Source organism: Streptococcus mitis, from assembly GCF_026782895.1.
In the GTDB taxonomy this organism is placed as follows: Bacteria; Bacillota; Bacilli; order Lactobacillales; family Streptococcaceae; genus Streptococcus; species Streptococcus mitis_CB.
In genome coordinates this window covers 109,273-130,808 of record NZ_JAKUXJ010000005.1, presented here as the reverse complement: position 1 = coordinate 130,808, position 21,536 = coordinate 109,273, and the positions used below count along the sequence as shown (strand labels likewise).

Here is a 21,536-nt window from a genome sequence, read left to right as displayed (position 1 = left end):
CTTAATCTCCTCTATAATCTTTATATTTTTTAATGTAGGCATCTGGAGTCGCTTCTACTTCAGATACCACAAGTTCCAATTGGTTTACATTGAAAAAACTCAAAGTCTCTTCTACAGAACCGTAAAAAGCTAATTTACCACAAGATTCTTCCTCACTTTTAGCCAGAACTAAGACCTTGTCAAACAACTCAGGCGTTCTATCAGGACTATGAGAAATAATAAAAACAATCTTATTATCATCAGCTATATTTCTAAGACTAGACATGATAGAACGAGCATTGCTGCCATCTACACCTGAATCTGGTTCATCCAAGACAAATAAAACAGGATCTGCAATATACTCCGTTGCAATGCTTAGTCTCTTCTTTTCTCCACCACTAAGCTCTGACACTAAAGAATCTCTTTTCTTTGTCAGTTTCACGGTCTCTAAAACCCTTGAAATTTTATCTTCCAATAGAGACTTGTCTTTTGTAAAATCCCTAACTAGTTTCATCTCAGCAGCATTTTTCAATGTCATATAGACACTATCTTTTTCACGGTGTAAACTAAACTGAGGAACATTCGCAATCATTCTTTTAACTTTATCAAATTGGTTATAAATGTTGATATTTCCTAACAAGATTTCAGCATCTGCTTTTTCAATTCCCATTATTGCATTGATGAGTGTTGTTTTTCCTGCACCAGATCCACCTAAAATGAGCACGATTTCCCCAGAAGATACTGAGAAATCAATATCTGAAAGCAATAACTTTTCTCCAGCCATACGTTTTCGAATTGAAACAGATAAGCTTGTATCATCTGAGATACTATTGATATTTTCTGCAATACTTTTCTCTTGCTCTTCAGTCAATTCATTTTGAAAAATTAATTGATTGTCATAGACAAGGAATAATCTGTGATGAATGGATACTAAATCATAGTTTTTTAAACGAATTTTATCCTGAGGAATGCTGTTATTTAAAATTACTTGATCATCAGTTGGGATAAGATAGAGAATTTCATCATCAAAGACTTCAAAACTATCACCAATTTTATCAGCTATTTGAAGAGTAATTCCTTCCTGCTGCCATTCAACACCCTTTTGATTCATGAGACTAAATATATAAATAGTCTCACCCTGTCTAAGCGTATCTCTATTCGTTAGATAGTGTTTTTTCCCCACTTCAATTTTTACATTGTTGACATAGATATCTTCTGATTCACTTTGTAAGTAGTAACCAAGATAATCCTTTTGTATAGAACTATTTTGAAGACCATTTACAATTTCATCAAGTTCCTTTATTTCAACACCATCTTTTGTAATTACAAAGGTAAAGAAGGACAAGGTATTATCTGAAACTTCCTCACCCTTATCAATTTTTTCAGAAATACTATCCTTTATTTTTTCGCTAACCTGCTTAAAGCTTGATGGCATTTTAAAATGAGTATTTTTTTCCTTTTGATTGTAGTCACTCCTGCTGTCATCAAGATAGCGTAGTTCTACTTTTGGTTTCGAATTATCAACATATTCTCCACAAAAAGCACAAAATTTCCAACCTACTCCTATCTTTTTAGAACAACTTGGACAGACTATTTTTACAGTATAATCTTTCATTTTTAACTCTTCTTCACTGCTTTACCACAATTGATGCAAAACTCAAAACTTCTTGATAAACTTTCTCCACAATTTGGACAAGAAATCAAATCTTGGTCATCCATGTCAATCGATTTTTGAATACCTATTTGTTCTTTAAATAACTCTTTTATCTCAGCAATTTCTGAAGAATAGAGAGGATTTTCCTTTATTTCTTCTAAATTTTCTTCAACAAATTTAATTCCAATTAATCTATATAAATCATTAATTTTATTTTGTCGCAATTGGATTTCTTTCCTCTTACGATTATTTTCAACATTTTGCTTTCCTTCTGAAATGACATTACTTGTCGTTTCTTTCACGATTCTAGCACTATCTCTTAATTGATCTAAAAAAGCCATAACTTCTCCTCTTATTTACTTGAGCAAGTCTTTATTTAATCATTTTTAGTATAACATATAACCTTACATTATTAAAATTTCAACAGAAACTTACCTTATTATTTTCCTATATTATAGCATACTTCTGATTTCCTTTTAAAAATCTTCCCAATTTTCCTTATTTTCTCCATCTTTTTTTAAATAAGGTTTGATATTTTGGTAATTTTCTAACTTTTTTAGTGTATAATGGTAATAAGCACAGTTTTTTTACGATAAATACTGAAATTTCATCTCTCTAGAAAGGCATCTCACATGAAATCACACAAAAGACTGACACTTTTAGCTTTGGCTGTTCTTGGCTTATCCAGTCAAGTCGTTTTAGCTGATGATTCGAGTCATTCTACTACTAACCCTGCGACTACTTCAACTAGTAGCACAACAAATGCTTCCACTAGCAATTCTACTAGTAGTTCTACAAATACTTCTGCTAGCAGTTCTCAAGCTAGTACAGAAACTTCGACAAGTACAGCTAGTTCAAGTGAACAAGAAAGCAAACCTTCTACTAGTACAGAAACCAAACCCAATCAACCTCTACAGACTGGCTGGGTAAAAGAAGGAAACAAGTGGACGTTTTATAGTCAAACTGGGGTCAAATTTACAGATACTCTCTATGATGGTTATTTCTTTGATAGTCATGGCTACTTGCTTGAAAACAGCTGGTACCAAATGGGCAATAATTGGTACTATATCAATGGTTCAGGTAAATATTTATCCAACCAATGGAGCCAAATCAATGGCAAGTGGTATGCTTTTGATGGCTACGGTAGAATGTTGGCCAATGTCTGGAAAGGCGATTACTACCTCAAATCCAGCGGTGCTATGGCAGATAGGGAATGGGTCTACGACCAAAGCTACTCTAGTTGGTTTTACCTAAAATCTGGCGGGCGCTATGCCCAAAAACAATGGATTGGTTCCTACTATCTAAAATCTGGTGGCTACATGGCCCACAAGGAATGGATTTATGACCCAGATTATCAAGCTTGGTACTATCTTAAGGACGATGGTGTGTATGTTACAGGTACCTATGCTGTCGATGGTAAAAACCAGCTCTTCCAAGGGAATGGAAAATGGGTTCGTGAATTAGCACAAGGTTTTCAAAAAGGACAATACTCTAAAACCATCTTTCTCGATCCAGGACACGGTGGTAAGGATCGCGGGGCTTATTACTATGGCATAGCTGAAAAAGAATTGAACCTACAAGTTTATCGTAAGCTACGTAAACGACTAGAAGGACTCGGCTATACTGTTCTAACTTCTCGAGATAGCGATATAGACGTTGATTTTATTACCGAACGTTCTCGCATGGTTAATAAGACCAATGCTGACTTTTTCATCAGCCTTCATTTCAACGCAAAAGGAAATGATACAACTGTTAATCTAGGTATCCAGACCTATTCTTACAAAGATGAACCTGGTTTCCCTAGCAAGATTAACAAGGATTGGCACAACAATCCTGAACGGATGAGTGAAAGTAATCGTCTCGCAGCCGATATCCATTCTTCACTGCTAGCTGAAACTGGAGCTAGAGATGCTGGGCTCTTGCAAGCAACCTTTGCTGTTCTCCGTGAAACAGCTAAACCAGCTGTTTTGCTAGAGATGGGATATATGGATAATCCAGAAGAAAACCAAAAAATCCGCAGCAGTGACTACCAAGATAAACTAGTTGAAGGGATTATCAAGGGAATCCAAAAATATTATGCTGGTAATTAAAACAGTTTAAGCCTCGAACTCATTCGGGGCTTATTTTTTATCCAAACCATCTTCTTTCTAGACATATTTCCTTTTTCAGCTTATTCTCCCTAACTGTGCTATACTTAATGTATACTCAATGAAAATCAAAGAGCAAACTAGGAAACTAGCCGCAGGTTGCTCAAAGCACCGCTTTGAGGTTGCAGATAAAGTTGACGCGGTTTGAAGAGATTTTCGAAGAGTATTAGTACATTCTTTGAGATTGGAGCTAGTATGAAAATCCATAAAACCGTGAATCCTGTTGCCTATGAAAATACCTATTACTTGGAAGGTGAAAAACACCTCATCGTCGTCGATCCTGGTAGTCATTGGGAAGCCATTCGTCAGACAATAGAGAACATCAACAAACCGATCTGCGCTATTCTCCTTACCCACGCTCATTATGACCATATCATGAGTCTGGACTTGGTTCGCGAAACTTTTGGCAATCCTCCTGTCTATATCGCAGAGAGTGAAGCCAGCTGGCTCTACACTCCTGTCGATAATCTCTCTGGTCTCCCTCGTCACGATGATATGGCAGATGTGGTCGCAAAACCTGCTGAACACACCTTTGTCTTTCATGAGGAATATCAGCTGGAGGAATTTCGTTTCACTGTCTTGCCAACACCAGGGCACTCTATCGGCGGTGTTTCTATCGTCTTTCCTGATGCTCACCTAGTCTTGACAGGTGATGCTCTTTTCCGAGAAACCATCGGGCGGACCGACCTTCCAACTGGTAGCATGGAGCAACTCCTTCACAGTATCCAGACTCAACTTTTCACCCTACCAAACTACGATGTCTATCCAGGGCATGGTCCAGCTACGACCATTGCCCATGAAAAGACCTTCAATCCTTTTTTCTAACAAGATGATGATGTATATCACAATTTAAGTAAACTATTCGACAAGTCTTTCCATTCTAAAAGGCATCCTATCAAGGTTTTCACACCTGACAGGATGCCTTTTTTCTGATGACTAGATTTTTTGCATTACCAAATAATCACGCGGTCTTCTGGTGAACGCCACATACCGTCTCCTTCTTTGACATCATAGGTTGTAAAGAAATCATCGAAGTTTGGTACTTGTACATTGACACGGAGTTTGGCTGGTGCGTGCACATCGACGCTAGCCAAAAGTTTCATAAATTCTGGACGACCTTTCATGCGCCAGATACGACCGAAGTTGTAGAAGAATTCTTCTGCCGAGAAGTCTGGTTCTCTCTTAGCTGCTTCAAGCGCCGCAGCGATTCCTCCCAAGTCAGCCACGTTTTCTGATACAGTCAATTTACCGTTGATGGTTGCACCATAAGAATCCTGTCCATCAAACTGGTCAATAACTTTTTGTGTTTTCTCTTTGAAGGCAGCATAGTCGCTCTCTGTCCACCAATCCTTGAGGCTACCATTTTCATCAAAAGAAGCTCCGTTAGTATCAAAGGCGTGAGAAATTTCATGGGCAATAACTGCACCAATACCACCGTAGTTAGCAGAAGATGACTGATGCAAGTCATAGAAAGGTGCTTGTAAAATGGCCGCTGGGAAAACAATCAGATTCTTCTGTGGATTGTAGTAAGCATTGACCATATGAGCAGGCATACCCCATTCTTTGTAGTCTACAGGTTGGTTCCACTTGCTCCAACTGTGCTTGATTTCCACACGCGCAAAGGCTAGAGCATTGTCAAAAAGACTAGCATTTTCATCCACTACCTTGTCCTTGTAGCGTTCTGGTAATTCTTCTGGGTAACCGATATAAGGCTTGATGACATTGAGTTTGACGATGGCCTTGTCACGAGTTTCAGGAGTCAGCCAGTCATTCTTAGCCAAGCGTTCCTTATAGACATCAATCATAGTTGCCACTTTTTTCTCCACGTCCGCCTTGGCTTCTGGAGAGAATTTTTCATGGGCATACCAGAGACCCAAGGCTTGTTTGAAAGGACCTTGTGCTAGCTGGTAGGCTGCCTTGACCTTGTCTTTGGCCTCTGGAACTCCAGAAAGCGCACGGCTATAGGCACCTGACAAGACACGGATTTCTTCTGTTAAATAGCTGGTTGAGAGATTGATAACACTCAAAATCAAGGTTGCCTTGAGGAGAGGCCAAGCTTCTTCACTATAGAATTGCTCTGCTGCTTGCCAGAAACGTTCCTCGTCTACGATAACCTTGTCTGGCACTTGTCCAAGAACGGCTTGGAAGAAGTCATCCAAAGGTAGGGTAGGCGCGAATTTTTTGAAATCTTCATAAGAATATGGATGGTAGAGTTTAGCATATTCTGAACTTTCTTCATTAGAAAGCACCACTGCCGCAACTCGACGGTCCAATTCAAGTCTTTTCTCTAGCAAGTCTTCAATTTCTTCATCAGAGAAATCATAAGCCTTGAGGAGATTGGCGCTAGATTCTTTCCAAAGAGTCAAGAGTTCCTCACGCTGAGGATGGTCTTCAGCATAGTAAGTCGTATCTGGCAGAATCGTGCTTGGAGCGCTAGCCCATAAAACGTTGATTCTGGCATCCATAAAGTCTGGCGATACACCAAAAGGAAGGAAGTTTGGTTTTCCAGCAAGTTCAAACTCTGCTAGTCTAGCTGTAAAATCTGCAAAAGTCTCCAATTCTTGGAATTCTTTAAGAAGTGGTAAGACAGGTTTGATACCGTCAGCTTCTCTCTTGTCAAAATCACGAACTAGGTGGTGGTATTTGACAAAGTTTGCCAAGATAGCATCCTCAGGCACCTCTTCACCTGCCAACCACTTGTCTGTTGTCGCCAGCATCAGGTCTTCAATTTCCTGGTCTAAATCAACAAAACCTCCAGTTTGAGACTTATCTGCTGGGATTTCTGCTGTTTTCTGCCATTCTCCATTGATTGCATCATAAAAATCATCTTGATAACGTGTCATCTTGTTCTCGCTTTCATTTTTTTAAGTTATTGCTAGCTTAACAAAAATTGCTTGGGAATGCAATTAAAAATGAACTTTCTTTTTCCATCATTTTTCAGTTATTATTTTAATTTTTTCAAAAATTAACTTGACTTAATTTTTTTTTTAATGTATATTAAGAGACAGGAGGAATATAAGTTTATGATACGTATCGAAAACCTCAGTGTCTCGTACAAAGAAACGTTGGCACTTAAGGATATTTCACTAGTGCTCCATGGGCCAACAATTACAGGTATCATTGGCCCAAACGGTGCTGGAAAATCAACATTATTAAAAGGGATGCTGGGAATTATCCCACATCAAGGTCAGGCATTTCTCGATGACAAGGAAGTTAAAAAATCCTTACATCGAATCGCCTATGTCGAACAAAAAATCAATATCGACTACAACTTTCCCATCAAGGTCAAGGAATGTGTCTCGTTAGGACTCTTTCCCTCTATCCCTCTCTTTCGAAGTTTAAAGGCTAAACATTGGAAGAAAGTGCAAGAAGCCCTTGAAATCGTCGGTCTAGCTGACTATGCTGAACGGCAAATCAGTCAACTGTCTGGAGGTCAATTCCAGCGGGTCTTGATTGCCAGATGTTTGGTACAGGAAACCGACTATATCCTCTTGGATGAACCCTTTGTTGGGATTGACTCTGTCAGTGAGGAAATCATCATGAATACGCTGAGAGATCTGAAAAAAGCTGGGAAGACGGTTCTCATCGTCCACCACGACCTCAGCAAGGTTCCCCACTACTTCGATCAAGTCTTGCTTGTCAATCGAGAAGTGATTGCCTTTGGTCCAACCAAAGAAACCTTTACCGAAGCCAATCTCAAAGAAGCTTACGGTAATAGACTCTTTTTCAATGGAGGTGACCTATGATTGCAGAATTTATCGATGGATTGCAAAAATTCCATTTCTTACAAAATGCCTTGATAACAGCCATTGTCGTCGGGGTCGTAGCTGGAGCTGTAGGATGTTTCATCATCCTACGCGGGATGTCACTCATGGGAGATGCCATTTCACATGCTGTCTTGCCAGGTGTAGCCCTCTCCTTCATCTTGGGCCTTGACTTCTTTATCGGAGCCATTGTCTTTGGATTGCTAGCTGCCATCATCATTACCTACATCAAGGGAAACTCGATTATCAAAAGCGATACCGCCATCGGCATTACCTTTTCTTCTTTCTTAGCCCTCGGTATCATCTTGATTAGTGTCGCTAAAAGTTCAACTGACCTTTTCCATATCCTTTTTGGTAATATCCTAGCCGTCCAAGATACGGATATGTTTATTACTATGGGTGTTGGGGCAGTCATTCTCTTGTTAATCTGGATTTTCTTCAAGCAACTCTTGATAACTTCCTTTGATGAACTATTGGCTAAAGCCATGGGAATGCCTGTCAATTTCTATCACTACCTTCTCATGGTACTCTTGACTCTCGTGTCTGTGACAGCCATGCAAAGTGTCGGAACTATCCTGATTGTAGCCATGCTGATTACCCCAGCTGCAACTGCTTATCTTTATGCTAATAGCCTGAAAAGCATGATTTTCCTTTCCTCAACCTTTGGAGCTACAGCTTCAGTTTTGGGACTCTTTATCGGCTATAGCTTTAACGTTGCGGCAGGTTCTAGTATCGTGCTTACAGCTGCTAGTTTCTTTCTCATTAGCTTCTTTATCGCTCCAAAACAACGATATTTGAAACTGAAAAATAAACATTTGTTAAAATAAGGGGCAAAACCCCAATAAATTGGAGGATCTAATGAAAAAATTAGGTACATTACTCGTTCTCTTTCTTTCCGTCATTGCTCTTGTAGCATGTACTAGTGGAAAAAAAGATGCAGCTTCTGGTCAAAAACTAAAAGTTGTTGCTACAAACTCAATCATCGCTGATATTACTAAAAATATTGCTGGTGACAAGATTGATCTTCACAGTATCGTTCCTGTTGGTCAAGACCCACATGAATACGAACCACTCCCTGAAGACGTTAAGAAAACTTCTCAAGCTGATTTGATTTTCTATAACGGGATCAACCTTGAAACAGGTGGTAATGCTTGGTTTACAAAATTGGTAGAAAATGCCAAGAAAACTGAAAACAAAGACTACTTTGCAGTCAGCGAAGGCGTTGATGTTATCTACCTTGAAGGTCAAAATGAAAAAGGTAAAGAAGACCCACACGCTTGGCTTAACCTTGAAAACGGGATGATCTTTGCTAAAAATATCGCAAAACAATTGAGCGCTAAAGACCCTAGCAACAAGGAATTCTACGAAAAAAATCTTAAAGAATATACTGATAAGCTAGACAAACTTGACAAGGAAGCTAAAGAGAAATTTAACAACATCCCTGCTGAGAAGAAATTGATCGTAACCAGTGAAGGATGCTTCAAATACTTCTCTAAAGCCTACGGTGTCCCAAGTGCCTATATTTGGGAAATCAATACTGAAGAAGAAGGAACTCCTGACCAAATCAAGACCTTGGTTGAAAAACTTCGCCAAACAAAAACTCCTTCCCTCTTTGTAGAATCAAGTGTGGATGACCGTCCAATGAAGACTGTTTCACAAGACACAAACATCCCAATCTACGCACAAATCTTTACTGACTCTATCGCAGAACAAGGTAAAGAAGGCGACAGCTACTACAACATGATGAAATACAACCTTGATAAGATTGCTGAAGGATTGGCAAAATAATACTCTTCGAAAATCAAATTCAAACCACGTCAGCGTCGCCTTGCCGTACTCAAGTACAGCCTGTGGCTAGCTTCCTAGTTTGCTCTTTGATTTTCATTGAGTATAAGCCTCTGAAAAACGTCATTCTCACATGAGCTGGCGTTTTTTCTATGCACACATTTCCGGTCAAATCATTGGAAAATTCCGGCTGTTTCAGCTAAAATGGAAGAAAAAAGATTGGAGTATCCTATGGTAACTTTTCTCGGAAATCCTGTGAGCTTTACAGGTAAACAACTACAAGTCGGCGACAAGGCGCTTGATTTTTCTCTCACTACAACAGACCTTTCTAAAAAATCTCTGGCTGATTTTGATGGAAAGAAAAAAGTCTTGAGTGTCGTGCCTTCTATCGATACAGGCATCTGCTCAACTCAAACGCGTCGTTTTAATGAAGAACTGGCTGGACTGGATAATACGGTTGTCTTGACTGTTTCAATGGACCTCCCTTTTGCCCAAAAACGTTGGTGTGGTGCTGAAGGTATTGAAAATGCCATCATGCTCTCAGACTATTTCGACCATTCCTTTGGACGTGATTATGCCCTCTTAATCAATGAGTGGCACCTATTGGCACGCGCAGTCTTTGTCCTCGATACTGACAATACGATTCGCTACGTTGAATACGTGGACAATATCAACTCTGAACCAAACTTCGAAGCCGCAATTGCAGCTACTAAAGCCCTATAGAAAAAATCCTCTGTCACAAAGAGTTCCCTACTCTTTGAAACGGAGGATTTCTCTTATTCATAATATTCATTATTTTGAAATGAATCCTTCAAAATCTTTTAGTTGAAAATTATATTTTTCAGTGAGTAACACATTATCCACTGCAACATCTTCTCCCAATGGGTAAATATTTCTTTTGAAACGGTTGTAGGAGGAAAATCTCTCCTACACTATTATTGATTCTGATAGAAAATTGCAAAATATCATCTACCAAACTTTCAATTATTAAGATTTTTTACAGTTTATCTGAATTAGAATCGCAAGGCTTCTCAATAATATAATTGTCGAATTTTTTCAATCTAACTTCCTCTCCACTATTTCTTCCTTTATCAAGAAAAAGTTACCTCAATATTAATAAAGTACAATTCTAAATTAACTCCAATTATTGATTCATGATAATATTTCGGTAACTCATCGTGCAATTAAAAACAAGGATTTTTATTTCAGACGATCCATCGTGAACACTTCATCAGCCATCTCCCAAATTGCCGGATTATGTGTTGCGATAATGATTAGCCTATTATCATCTCGAAGAGATAGCAAAATCTCCATAATCAACTGAGAGGTTGCTGGGTCTATTGAAGCTGTTGGCTCATCTGCCAGAATAAGGGGTGGATTCTTTAAGATAACTTTTGCCAAGGCAACCCGTTGCGATTCTCCGCCCGATAACTCAAAGATGCGCTTATCTAGGTCAAGATAAGCCAGGCCGACCTGTTCTAAAGCCTGCTTCTGCCTCAACCGCTGTTCCGACCGACTCAACTTTTGACCAATGAGACCTAGCTTAAGGTTTTCTTCAATACTTTGGTTTTCAATTAAGCCAAAGTTCTGGAAGAGGTAGCCCAATTCGTGACGGAAAAAATCACTCGATTTATAATTGGCCAAGTCTTTACCTCGGTAAAAAATCGTCCCATCATAAGATTCTAATTTCCCAATCATGTTCATCAAGGTTGTTTTTCCGCTACCACTTGAACCAATTAAGGCATAGACTTTTCCAGCCTCAAATGTCATTGAAAGATTCGAAAATAACTCTCGTTCTCCAAAAGATTTACTCACCTGTTTAAGTTCAATCATATTAGCCTCCCTTCAAAACAAGCATGGACATCTTGTTTTCTTTCTGCATTTGGACATGTAACTGTAAAAGAGATAGACCAGTAAAGAGTAACGAGACTAAGAAAGCAACTACTATCTCTACCATAAGAAATACACTCGCAACAAATCCCAGTAAAAACACACCCAGTTGAGCAAAGAGATAAGTGCGATGGATTTCTAAGAACCTGAGACCTGCAATGCGTTTGATAAAAATGGCACGTCTAAATTCTTCAAAGTAGAGCCTATTCATAGTGTTAAACAACAAGATTGAAGTTGCAATCCCAAGCACAGCTCCTGCTAGCATTACCCAACGTTCCCTCTGGATATTATCCAATAATGTGATGTAGTTGTGGTAACCTGTTTGCATTTCTGAGACCCAATTTTCAATGCCTTGTCTCTGGATAAGCTCCTGGGCATCAGACAATTGATTAAAGAGAACGTAGTTCTGTACTGCGTCTACCCAAAACAAAACGGACTGTGGACCAGTTGATTGGGGTGTTATAACAATGATGATTGGATCTTTCAAAAACTGCTGATAAGAAATAGGGGTCGTATTATACACAAAACGATCCTGACCTGATTCCAAATAACCTACCGTAGCAGTCATTTGCTGTCGTTCATCTTGACTAGACATGCGACTGGTTAAGTCGTCTTCAAAAACAGATTTATAATGTTCTTCCTCTGAACGGAGGTGTTCAGGCAGCAATAAGACAAACTCCCCTACATCAAGGTGATTCATCTTTTGCTCAATAGTTGTATCTACAGGAATGTTTTGACGCTCCAAGTATTGCGGTGTGACGATAAGGACATTGTCATTCGGGTTGTAATCGTGCCATTCTGTAGAGGTTATAAAGTTTTTGGAGGAAGCCATGCCATTTTGCAAAGTACGGTCAATTAACTGGTGTCTAGATAAGAAAGCCTTTTGTTCTGAAACAGCCAGATCCATCAATTGATACCAAGTTCTGAGTTTCCTTTGAGCTTGTTCATCAAAACCAGGACTCGTTCCTTCACGGCTGATTGATAGGGTAATCAGTTGCCTTTCCTGGCTCCAAGCCTCTTGTCCAATCCGATGCTGTTGCCAGGCTTGGGAATACTTTAAGCTACTCCCTATTCCCAGCGTTACAATAATAATCGCTAATAGTTGACCGATTAAAATCAAACTAATGATTCCTCTGACAGGCACTTGCCCTTTTATAATCTGCATCAGGTGTATCTTTTTTATCCCAACTGCGAAGAGTTGAGCGAAAAACAGGGAGATCGACAACAAGATGAGATTATAACTGAGCAAGCCTTCTCCTATGGTCATTAGGGATTGCGTTGGAAGCGACAGAATTTTTTGCATAAGAATGGCGAGCACGCCAGCTAAACTGAAACCAACAGCTATCCCTTTCAAATCCTCACCAACTGGTCTAAGGAAAATGGACCACCGTTTCTCTCCTGAAATGAGGCGAATGCCCGACGACCGTAATTGTCTAATTTGACTAATTAAAGTCAGTGCTCCAAAGGTTAAGGTGAAAATCAATAAACTGATTAACTGAAATCCGTTACTAAAGATAGCCATTAACGTAGATAGTTTAGATGGAATTGTCAGGTGCATGTTAGTCAAGCCAAGTTGACTTAGCTCCTCTCTTAGCAAGTGAATATCTAGGTTTCCATCGAATACAAAATAGTTTGTTTCAACACTACTACTTTGAGCATCTTCTAGATTTTTTTCCTGTAGCCCATCAGGCAACTTTCCGTTCCCAAAGGTCGTATAAGAAAACACTGGAGTACCTTCTGAGTTAGGATCCTGGTGTTGAATCGCAATAAAGCTATCCGTTTCTTCTGCTAGTTTTTCCAAGCGTGTAGCAACATGCTGAAAAGTTGTTTCAGGGGAAGAATCACGTACAACAACGTTGGGGTAATAATAGGAGACATATGTATCAGTCCAAATGGTAAATACCCAAACAAAGAACAAACTAGCAAGCAGGTTGGATATGAGTATAAATAATTTTTTCATAGTGCATTCCTTATTCTAAAACAGCGGGCAGAAATACCCCTGCCCTCTATAAACTAACAAGCTTACTAAACTATTGATAAAAGAATCTTCTTCAATTATTCTTTACCATCCCGCATCAAATGTAACTAATTTTTTAATTCCACGTTTTTTTCTCATGCAATGAAACCCCTTTCTGTTTCCTTGTTTTTATTTTAACAGATATATTTTATTTAGCCAAGCATTTTTATGTGATTATTGACTTTTTTTATTACCATATAGAATTATTTTTTCTTTAACTTGCTATTTTGAACTAAAAATTTTATAATAAAATTAAGCAAATAGGAAGGTTTATTATCTTTAATGAATACACTCGCAGAGAAATTCAGATTGAAAAGAAAAGAGTTGAGACTCTCCCAACAAACTCTTGCAGAAGGAATTTGTGAACAAAGCCAGATTAGTAAAATTGAGAGAGGGCATTTCATTCCCTCCGCAGACCTTTTGTTCAAACTCTCACAACGACTTGAAGTGCCATTAGATTATTTTTTTAATGAACAAATTGAAATTAAATCTAACCTCTCTAATTTCAAGCAATTATCTGCTCGTCTATTAGATGATAGAAATTATGACGATTTGGAATATATTTATAGAATAGAAATTGAACGAAGTACTTTTCTAACACTAGAAGACCGAACTTACCTTGAATGGATTAAAGCTATTATTGACTTCTATCAATATGACAGTAAGCGTGAGGCTATTTCTTCATTGGAAAATATATTATTAAAAGTCTCCTCAAATACTCTGATTTATTTAAAGGCGTTGAATACTCTATCTAATTTCTATTCCTTAGTGGGTCGTGAACAAGAATATGAGGCAAACTACTCTCATTTGATGGAGTTATATCAGACAAAAAATTTTGAGCATCAAGAGTTTTTATTTGGCTACATCAGAGTTCGTTACAACTACGCTCACTACCTAGTGTCAAAGGAAAAATATAACGAAGCCATCCAAGAAGCTCTTGAGACGATTGAACTCTGTAAACAAAGACAGACAAGCTACCAACTGGCTCCTCTACTTATTCTTGTAGGAAATGCTGGAGCCAAATTTCTAGACAGAGAACAAGTCAAAAATTATTATATAGAAGCAAGAGAGTTATGTAAGATTTATAACAATCCTTTAATGTTGATGAAGATAGAAAATTATTTGAAGGAATTAGATACTGTTTAGTTAATCTTGACATTATAGTTTTTCTGAAACGTTAAATAACCTGTAAGGCTGATAGTGAAATGAATACTATCAGCCTTATAATTATGTGACTATTAGTCCGTCTCGCTCCGTTAGGTGCGAGACAAAAAAACCACCCGTTTGACGGGTGGTCATGATTTACGAGTAAATATAAGTTCAATCAGATAAAAACAACTACCTTACTCTACAGATTTCAAGGCTTCAAGCATATCAACCTTTCTCAGATGATAATTGACAAAGAAACCAAGTACGGTCAAAATGATGCTTACTGCCGTCACGGGGATTACATAGACTTCCCAACCTACCTGCGGATAAAAGAGAATAGTCGCTGGCGAAATCATTTGAATCAAAAACTGGTGTAAATAGAAACCAGTTACTAGACCAAGGACGATTCCCACAAGGGACAGCACAATCGTCTCACGATAAATGTAGAGGGTGACTTCATTATTATGAAAACCGAGAACCTTGATAGTGGAGAGTTCACGGATTCTCTCAGCCACATTGATATTGGTCAAATTGTAGAGGATAACAATAGCCAACAGAACCGATACGATGACCAAGATAGTCATGGTCTGATTGAGGGAGCTGGCGACGGAGTCAAAGAGTCTAATGGCTGAAGCATTTTGGACGACGCTTGACACCGCAGATTGATTCATAAGTAGTCCTGCCTGACTTTCGATACTAGTAGCACTAGAATCCTTTAGCGAGACCAGATAAGTGTTGGCTTGGGGTAATTGTCCGTAAATTTGCTCATAGCTAGCCTGACTCATATAAATAAAATGACCAACGTAGTTCTCAGCAATGGCAGCGACCTTTAGCTTCTTACCTTCAATTTCTAGAGTCTGTCCAACCTTGACACCTGCCAACTGGGCAAGTTTAGCTGTAATAACAACTCCATCTTTTAATATCAGCTCTTGCTGATGATGTTGCAGATGGATAAAGGGAGTCAAATCCTCCTTCTCTGTCATCATAAGAGTAATAGTTTGAAGACCAGCCTTTCCTTTGAAATCCTTGTCTAGCGTTTTAGAATAGATTTTCTGGTAGGCTTTGATGTCCTGCCCTTTCAACACTTCTTCTAGCTCTGCCTTGTCTTGATTGGTCGCACTAGGATTTTCAGAGACAATCATCTGATACTGTTGGATTTGTTGAAACTGTCTAGACGGAACTCCTGCTACAGAGGATTGGATTCCCAAACCTGCAAAGAGCAGAGCGACTGAACCTGCCACACCAAAGATCGTCATCAACATCCGCTGCTTATAACGGAAGATATTGCGAGCTGTTACCTTATGAGTAAAGCTGAGACGGCGCCAGATAAAACCGATACGCTCCAGTAAGATTTTAGCTCCTTTAACAGGAGGTTTAGGCAGTAAAAGCTGGGCTGCTTCATCATGAAGTTCCCTACGAGCTACCAAGTAAGCTGGTAACACACTCGCCAACCAACTCAAGACAAGAGCCAGTAAGCTATAGGTCCAATAGAACTGAATCTGGGTTTCTCCCACCACCATACCTTTTGTAATGACACTTGAAATCACACTGGCTAGTAAATAATGGCCAAGTATACTACCTAGAGCTGTTCCGACAGTTCCAGCTACTAGACCGTAGAGGAGAAACTTGGCAATAATATCCTTGCTACGATAACCCAAAGCCTTAAAAATACCTGCATGTGTTCTCTCTTCATCCACAAAGCGAGTCATGGTTGTAAAGGTCACCATAGCTGCTACGGCATAAAGCACTACAGGAAAGATATTGCCCACTGCCCGAATACTGGCTGAAGCATTGCTGTACATGAGGTAGCCCTGACCGCCAGGCATGGTCTGACGATTATAGACTTGATACTTGGGCTCAGCCAAATCATCCAATACTTGCTGATGTTTTTCTAATTTTTCCTTTTCTTGGGCTAGATTTTGTTCAGCCTGCTTTAGTTTGTCCTCTTCCTTGCTCAATTCCTGCTTAGCTTGGGTAAGTTGAGCAAGGGTCTGCTCTCTCTGGGCTTGAGGAAGCAAGGCTAGTTGACTTTCCTGAACCTGTAAACGAGCTTGAGCAGCTGCTAAACGACGCTTGCCTTCCTGCAGATTAGTCTCAGCCTTGTCAAGGGTCTCTTGGCCTTTGTCTAAAGACTCTTGTCCTTCTTTTCTCAAGAGTTGCAGACGTGCCTTGCCATTATCTGACAAAGCTTGTTCTAAATCTTCCTGATGTTGCTTGGATTTTTCTTCATAAGCTGCTGAGAAAGCATTTAAACCTGACAAATCTTGATATTTCAAACGTGCTATATTATAGACTTTCTGATCAAACTGACTAGGTAAAATCACTCCATAGGCTGTCAGAGTCCCACTTCCACTTCCTGCGTAGCCCATATCTCGCTGGGAGAGGATTTCAGCTGAATCCACAAAACCAGTAATGGTATAAGTATGATCTTTTAAAGAGGAATGACCCTCTTCTTTTTCTTTAAAACTAATCTCCTGTCCCACGCTGTATTGGCCTTGCAAATGAGTGGCCAAAGCGATTTCCTTGTCTGACTGAGGAAGTCGTCCTTCTCTTAGCTGAAAGGTTGAAATTCGCTCTGGTTTGGAGTACAGCCGAATGGCATTCTGCCCATTCTCCATAGTCACATCTGTCAAATAGCCAAACTCAACCTCTGCGCCCTGGGTCTGTTCTAGTTCTTCTTGATCTGCTTGATCCAAACCATAGTTAGACATGACTGCCAAATCCAAGGTTTGAGCAGTTGTTAAATAAGCATTTGCTGTCGCCTCCATATTGGGACTGGTTACTTTGAGGCCTACTAAGGCTAGAGACCCTAACATCATCAAGGTTAAGATGGATAAAAAACGCCCCTTGGAGCCTGTGAAGGACTGAATTAAGTCCTTCCAATAGGTTTTTCGCTTGATCATGCTAGTACTCCAAACTGTCGATATCCTGAGGATGCTGGTTGATCACCACATCCTTGACACTGGCATCGTGCATATGAATCACGCGATCAGCAATGGGCGCCAAAGCTCCATTATGAGTCACGATGATCACCGTCGCTCCCTTTTGATGAGACATATCTTGGAGGATTTTCAAAACCTGCTTACCCGTCTGATAATCTAAGGCTCCAGTCGGTTCATCACAAAGGAGAATTTTAGGATTTTTGGCTACTGCGCGTGCAATGGAGACTCGCTGTTGCTCCCCTCCAGAAAGCTGGGCTGGAAAGTTATTGAGACGATGAGCCAGACCTACATCTGTCAAGACCTGTTCAGGATTCAAGGCATCTGTCACGATTTCTGAAGCCAACTCCACATTTTCCTTAGCGGTTAGATTGGAAACTAGATTATAAAACTGAAAAACAAAACCGACATCATTTCTACGATAATTGGTCCTCTGGTGGGAACTATAATCTGCAATATTAACACCATCTATCCAGATTTCCCCTTCATCATTGGTATCCATTCCCCCAAGAAGGTTAAGAACCGTTGACTTGCCTGCACCAGATGCACCTAGAATAATAACCAATTCACCCTTTTCAATCTCAAAATTCACATCACGATTGGCCACAATCTCCGTGTCCCCAACCTGATAACGCTTGTAACAGTGTTTCATCTCAATATAAGCCATAAGCCCCACCCTCTCTCAAACAAATTATACTACTCGAAAATCTCTTCAAACCACGTCAGCTTCCATCTGCAACCTCAAAACACTGTTTTGAGCAACCTGCGGCTAGCTTCCTAGTTTGCTCTTTGATTTTCATTGAGTATTACTTCCTATTACCATTATAACGCTTTTTCAACTAGTTGGAAACTGCTTATATTCTCAAATCCTTATTAAAAGGCAGTCTCAAACTACTGCCTTCTATCACCTTCTTAAAAATAAAATTGAACAAGATCACCTTCTGCTGTTGCCACCGAAATACAATCTTTCCCCATGCATTTCGCTTTTATTTTTTCTTTATCCAATTTAATCACACTCTTCTCAATACCTGGATAAGAGACTCGCAATTCTCCCCCACTTCTTGATAAAATGGTCAACTGTAAGAGTTTTTTATCCGCCCACCTCATGCTAACTTCAAAATGTCCACGTGCCATTAAGCCTGAAACGGAACCTGTTGACCATGCATCGGGTAGGGCGGCTAGAGGTACCAGATAAGCTGTATGAGACTGGAGTAACATTTCTGCCATTCCACTGCTAGCACCAAAATTACCATCTATCTGAAAAGGAGGGTGGCTACACCAAAGATTTGGCAAGGTCGATGACTTTAACTGCTCTGCTAATAATTTATGGGCTCGATTGCCATCTCCTAGACGCGCCCAAAGATTGATCTTATTGGCCTTAGACCAACCTGTGCCTCCATCTCCACGATCATTGAGGCTAGCACGCGCCGCTTCAAGATACTCTTGCCCCTTGTAGCTAAAGAGAGTTCCAGGATAAAGTCCCACCAGATGGGAAGCATGCCGATGTTGGGCCTCTACTTTCTCATTTTGAAAATACTGCTCTTCCTCCTCATACCACTCCCTGATTCGACCAGATTGAGTGATTTGAAGAGGATTAAGCAAGTCAAACTTCTTCTTGACCACAGTCAACAAAGCCTCATCCATCCCCAATTCCTGAGCAGCCTGAATAAAATCATGAAATAACTGCCAAATCAGAGATTGGTCATAGGTATTGCCAATCGAAATCGGACCATGTTCTGGGGAATAAGACGGAGAGGACACCCAACGTTGCGCCTGCTGATCCTCATGTAAAAAATCATTCCAAAAACGAACCGTTTCCCTCAACATGGGATAAATTTTCTCCCTGAGATAGTCTTGGTCCCTATAAAATGAATAGGCTTCATAAACGGTTTGCATCATCCACGCATTGGCAGCTGGAGACCAACCCCAATAGTAATCCCAACCAGGTGCCGTCCAGCCAAAAGGAGTCGCTTGGGTATGTACCAACCAACCATTCTCCTCTCCTTCCCGAGAGACGATTCCTGCGTACCTTGCAGCCGCTAGACGACCATAGACACGCAAATCATCGATATAGTTGATGACCGGAAAAGCCGTCTCTAGGAGATTGGTAACATAGGCTGGCCAATAATTCATCTGCAGATTGATATTCAGGTGATAGTCCGAATTCCAAGGAGGATTGTCGACTGCATTCCAGACCCCTTGCAGGTTAGCTGGTAGAGCATCTGGACAATCTCTGGAAGAGCTGATCAATAAATACCGTCCATACTGGAAGAACAACTCCTCCAAAGCCTGCCCCGCTTGTGGCTTATAATTTTTTAGCAAATCATCTGTAGTGGATGCGTCAACTTCAGCTCCCAAATCCAATTGAACACGCTGGAATAATGCTTGGTAGTTCTCAATATGCCTTGATTTCAATTGGGCATAGCCCTTTTCTTTAGCTGTGTCCAACAAGTCCTTTACTTGCTGCTCTAAATCTATTTTCTTGCGATAATTGCTAGCAGGATTTTGGGCAAAATCCGTCTTAGCGGCCAAGAAGAGATTGGCATAACTAGCTCCTGATATCTGAACCTTATCTGACCAAACTCTAATATCCCCATCTGTTTCCCAAGCTAGATAACTAGCAAACTTCAGGTCATTGTCCTTAACCCGTCCCTTCATCAAGATATGAGACGTTGAGATATCCAGCTGGTATTCCTTGTAATCAGATTTTTCCTGCTCATACTTTCCATCAGAAGCCAAATCGCGGGTCAGCGACAGTTCTATAGTAAAATCTAGAGTTTCCGCCCCTTCCTTAGTAAAGCGCTGAATCAAGAGATCATCTGGAAAACTCGCAAAAACTTCACGTTCAAATCGCGTTCCCTTATAGGCATAAGAAGTCGTCGCAAGTGCCTTACTAATATTCAGCTGTCTCTGATAGTCCGTCACCTGAGACAAAGTCTTGCCTTGCTTGCTAAACTCAATATGAATATCCCCAAAGGACAGATAGGTCCCATATTGACTCGTTTTTGACCCGATTAGGTGCTTTTCAGCCAGTTCCTTAGCAGTATTATAGTCTCTATTTTCCAAAGCCTGCCTAATCTCAGCTAAAAAAACATACTGATCCTGAAGATTTCCACCCTGATAATCTGAACTAGCAGGAAGTGGACCTCCAGACCAGAGACTTTTTTCATTGAATTGAATCCGCTCAGCCCCTATAAGGCCAAATACTTTTGCTCCTAAAGAACCATTGCCTATCGGTAAGACCTCTTCTTCCCAACCCTTATATGTCGTTGACGCTGGTTGCTTGTAGGCCAATACATAATCTTGTTTTTTATTCCTTATCATACTACCATACTAACATAAAAAGCCTAGAAATTAATCCTAGGCTTACAATTTTTTATTTTCCAAGGTAGTATTCAGAAACGACGTTCAATTTTTCGTCGAATTCGAATACCAATGGTGGGAAGTTAGGAATTTCCACGTCCATGATTTCGTCGTCTGACAAACCTTTGATGTGTTTTACAAGGGCACGGATTGAGTTACCGTGAGCTCCTACGAATACGTTTTTACCATCTTTAAGAGCTGGAGCGATTTTATCTTCCCAGAATGGAAGGGCACGTTCCAAAGTCACTTTCAAGTTTTCAGCATCTGGGATAACTGAGTCGTCAAGTGAAGCGTAACGACGGTCTGTGTGAGCTGAGTGCTCATCATCACGATCCATGTTTGGAGGCAATACATCGTATGAACGACGCCAGATGTGAACTTGCTCATCACCAAATTGTTCAGCAGCTTCAGCTTTGTTTTTACCAGTCAAACCACCGTAGTGACGTTCGTTCAAGCGCCATGATTTTTCAACTGGAACCCACAATTGGTCAGAAGCTTCAAGAGCCAAGTTAGTTGTTTTGATCGCACGTTTCAATACTGAAGTGTAAGCTTGGTCAAATTCGATACCAGCTTCTTTGATCAATTTACCAGCGTCAATCGCTTGTTGTGTACCTTTTTCAGACAAATCAACATCAGCCCAACCAGTGAAAAGGTTAGCTTTGTTCCATTCAGACTCACCGTGGCGAGCAAAAACCAATTTTACCATTAGATGGATTCTCCTTTAAATTTTCCGAGGTTTCCCCTCGTTTATCTATTCTATTTTACACAATTTTTTACAAAAAAGCTAGTTAAAATCGACTAAAAAGAGAGAACTAAGCTAGCTCTCTCAACTTTTTATCTCATTATATA

Annotated in this window: 16 protein-coding genes and 1 pseudogene; 7 read left to right on the top strand and 10 right to left on the bottom strand. The window is 40.0% G+C overall.

Features of this window, described 5'->3' with window-relative positions; translation table 11 throughout:
- Position 1 precedes the first annotated feature (1 nt).
- Both MK480_RS07660 and MK480_RS07655 read right to left on the bottom strand, forming a co-directional pair.
- Positions 2 to 1,594, bottom strand: a complete 1,593-nt coding sequence (locus MK480_RS07660) for an ATP-binding cassette domain-containing protein (protein ID WP_268707462.1) — start codon at positions 1,592 to 1,594, stop codon at positions 2 to 4.
- Positions 1,595 to 1,596: 2 nt separating this feature from the next.
- The gene (locus tag MK480_RS07655; protein ID WP_268707461.1) at positions 1,597 to 1,974 is read right to left on the bottom strand and encodes a zinc ribbon domain-containing protein; all 378 of its coding nucleotides are present in this window, start codon (positions 1,972 to 1,974) and stop codon (positions 1,597 to 1,599) included.
- 291 nt (positions 1,975 to 2,265) lie between these two features.
- Here MK480_RS07655 and MK480_RS07650 point away from each other — a divergent pair, with 291 nt between their 5' ends.
- Positions 2,266 to 3,723, top strand: coding sequence for an N-acetylmuramoyl-L-alanine amidase (locus MK480_RS07650; RefSeq protein ID WP_268707460.1), 1,458 nt, complete (start codon positions 2,266 to 2,268; stop codon positions 3,721 to 3,723).
- A 252-nt stretch (positions 3,724 to 3,975) separates the two neighbouring features.
- Positions 3,976 to 4,605 (top strand): MBL fold metallo-hydrolase, encoded by a 630-nt coding sequence (locus MK480_RS07645; RefSeq protein WP_268707459.1) that lies wholly within the window; start codon positions 3,976 to 3,978, stop codon positions 4,603 to 4,605.
- 125 nt (positions 4,606 to 4,730) lie between these two features.
- Here MK480_RS07645 and pepO read toward each other — a convergent pair whose 3' ends face one another.
- The gene (pepO, locus tag MK480_RS07640) at positions 4,731 to 6,623 is read right to left on the bottom strand and encodes an endopeptidase PepO (RefSeq protein WP_268707458.1); all 1,893 of its coding nucleotides are present in this window, start codon (positions 6,621 to 6,623) and stop codon (positions 4,731 to 4,733) included.
- A gap of 180 nt (positions 6,624 to 6,803) precedes the next feature.
- On the opposite strand from pepO, the gene MK480_RS07635 reads away from it, so the two are divergent.
- The 4 genes from MK480_RS07635 (at position 6,804) to tpx (ending at position 10,052) form a co-directional block, all read left to right on the top strand.
- A complete protein-coding gene (locus tag MK480_RS07635; protein WP_045611181.1) occupies positions 6,804 to 7,526 on the top strand; it encodes a metal ABC transporter ATP-binding protein in 723 nt (240 codons plus the stop codon).
- Entirely contained in the window at positions 7,523 to 8,371 is an 849-nt protein-coding gene (locus MK480_RS07630; protein ID WP_000559787.1) for a metal ABC transporter permease, read from the top strand. The genes MK480_RS07635 and MK480_RS07630 overlap by 4 nt, the downstream gene beginning before the upstream one ends.
- A gap of 31 nt (positions 8,372 to 8,402) precedes the next feature.
- Positions 8,403 to 9,332, top strand: coding sequence for a metal ABC transporter substrate-binding lipoprotein/adhesin PsaA (gene psaA, locus MK480_RS07625; protein WP_045611179.1), 930 nt, complete (start codon positions 8,403 to 8,405; stop codon positions 9,330 to 9,332).
- Between the two features lie 228 nt (positions 9,333 to 9,560).
- Entirely contained in the window at positions 9,561 to 10,052 is a 492-nt protein-coding gene (gene tpx / locus MK480_RS07620) for a thiol peroxidase (protein WP_023946176.1), read from the top strand.
- A 178-nt stretch (positions 10,053 to 10,230) separates the two neighbouring features.
- On the opposite strand, the pseudogene MK480_RS07615 reads toward tpx, so the two are convergent.
- The 3 genes and pseudogenes from MK480_RS07615 to MK480_RS07605 all read right to left on the bottom strand — a co-directional run.
- A pseudogene (locus MK480_RS07615) lies at positions 10,231 to 10,389 on the bottom strand (competence protein ComA); the annotation flags it as partial.
- A gap of 140 nt (positions 10,390 to 10,529) precedes the next feature.
- Positions 10,530 to 11,162: an ABC transporter ATP-binding protein gene (locus tag MK480_RS07610; RefSeq protein ID WP_000571434.1), complete on the bottom strand. Its 633-nt coding sequence runs from the start codon at positions 11,160 to 11,162 to the stop codon at positions 10,530 to 10,532.
- A 1-nt stretch (position 11,163) separates the two neighbouring features.
- Entirely contained in the window at positions 11,164 to 13,179 is a 2,016-nt protein-coding gene (locus MK480_RS07605) for a bacteriocin-associated integral membrane family protein (RefSeq protein WP_268707457.1), read from the bottom strand.
- 339 nt (positions 13,180 to 13,518) lie between these two features.
- Between MK480_RS07605 and MK480_RS07600 the strand changes: the two genes are divergently transcribed.
- Complete coding sequence (locus MK480_RS07600; RefSeq protein WP_268707456.1) at positions 13,519 to 14,382, top strand: helix-turn-helix domain-containing protein; 864 nt, start codon at positions 13,519 to 13,521, stop codon at positions 14,380 to 14,382.
- Positions 14,383 to 14,579: 197 nt separating this feature from the next.
- Here the strand turns inward: MK480_RS07600 and MK480_RS07595 are convergent, their stop codons facing one another.
- The 4 genes from MK480_RS07595 to MK480_RS07580 all read right to left on the bottom strand — a co-directional run bounded on the left by MK480_RS07595 (position 14,580) and on the right by MK480_RS07580 (position 21,393).
- Entirely contained in the window at positions 14,580 to 17,288 is a 2,709-nt protein-coding gene (locus MK480_RS07595; protein ID WP_268707455.1) for an FtsX-like permease family protein, read from the bottom strand.
- Position 17,289: 1 nt separating this feature from the next.
- Positions 17,290 to 17,991 (bottom strand): ABC transporter ATP-binding protein, encoded by a 702-nt coding sequence (locus MK480_RS07590; RefSeq protein ID WP_261228938.1) that lies wholly within the window; start codon positions 17,989 to 17,991, stop codon positions 17,290 to 17,292.
- A gap of 245 nt (positions 17,992 to 18,236) precedes the next feature.
- A complete protein-coding gene (locus MK480_RS07585) occupies positions 18,237 to 20,648 on the bottom strand; it encodes a glycoside hydrolase family 95 protein (RefSeq protein ID WP_268707454.1) in 2,412 nt (803 codons plus the stop codon).
- Positions 20,649 to 20,700: 52 nt separating this feature from the next.
- Positions 20,701 to 21,393: a phosphoglycerate mutase gene (locus MK480_RS07580; protein WP_000240129.1), complete on the bottom strand. Its 693-nt coding sequence runs from the start codon at positions 21,391 to 21,393 to the stop codon at positions 20,701 to 20,703.
- Between the last annotated feature and the right edge of the window lie 143 nt (positions 21,394 to 21,536).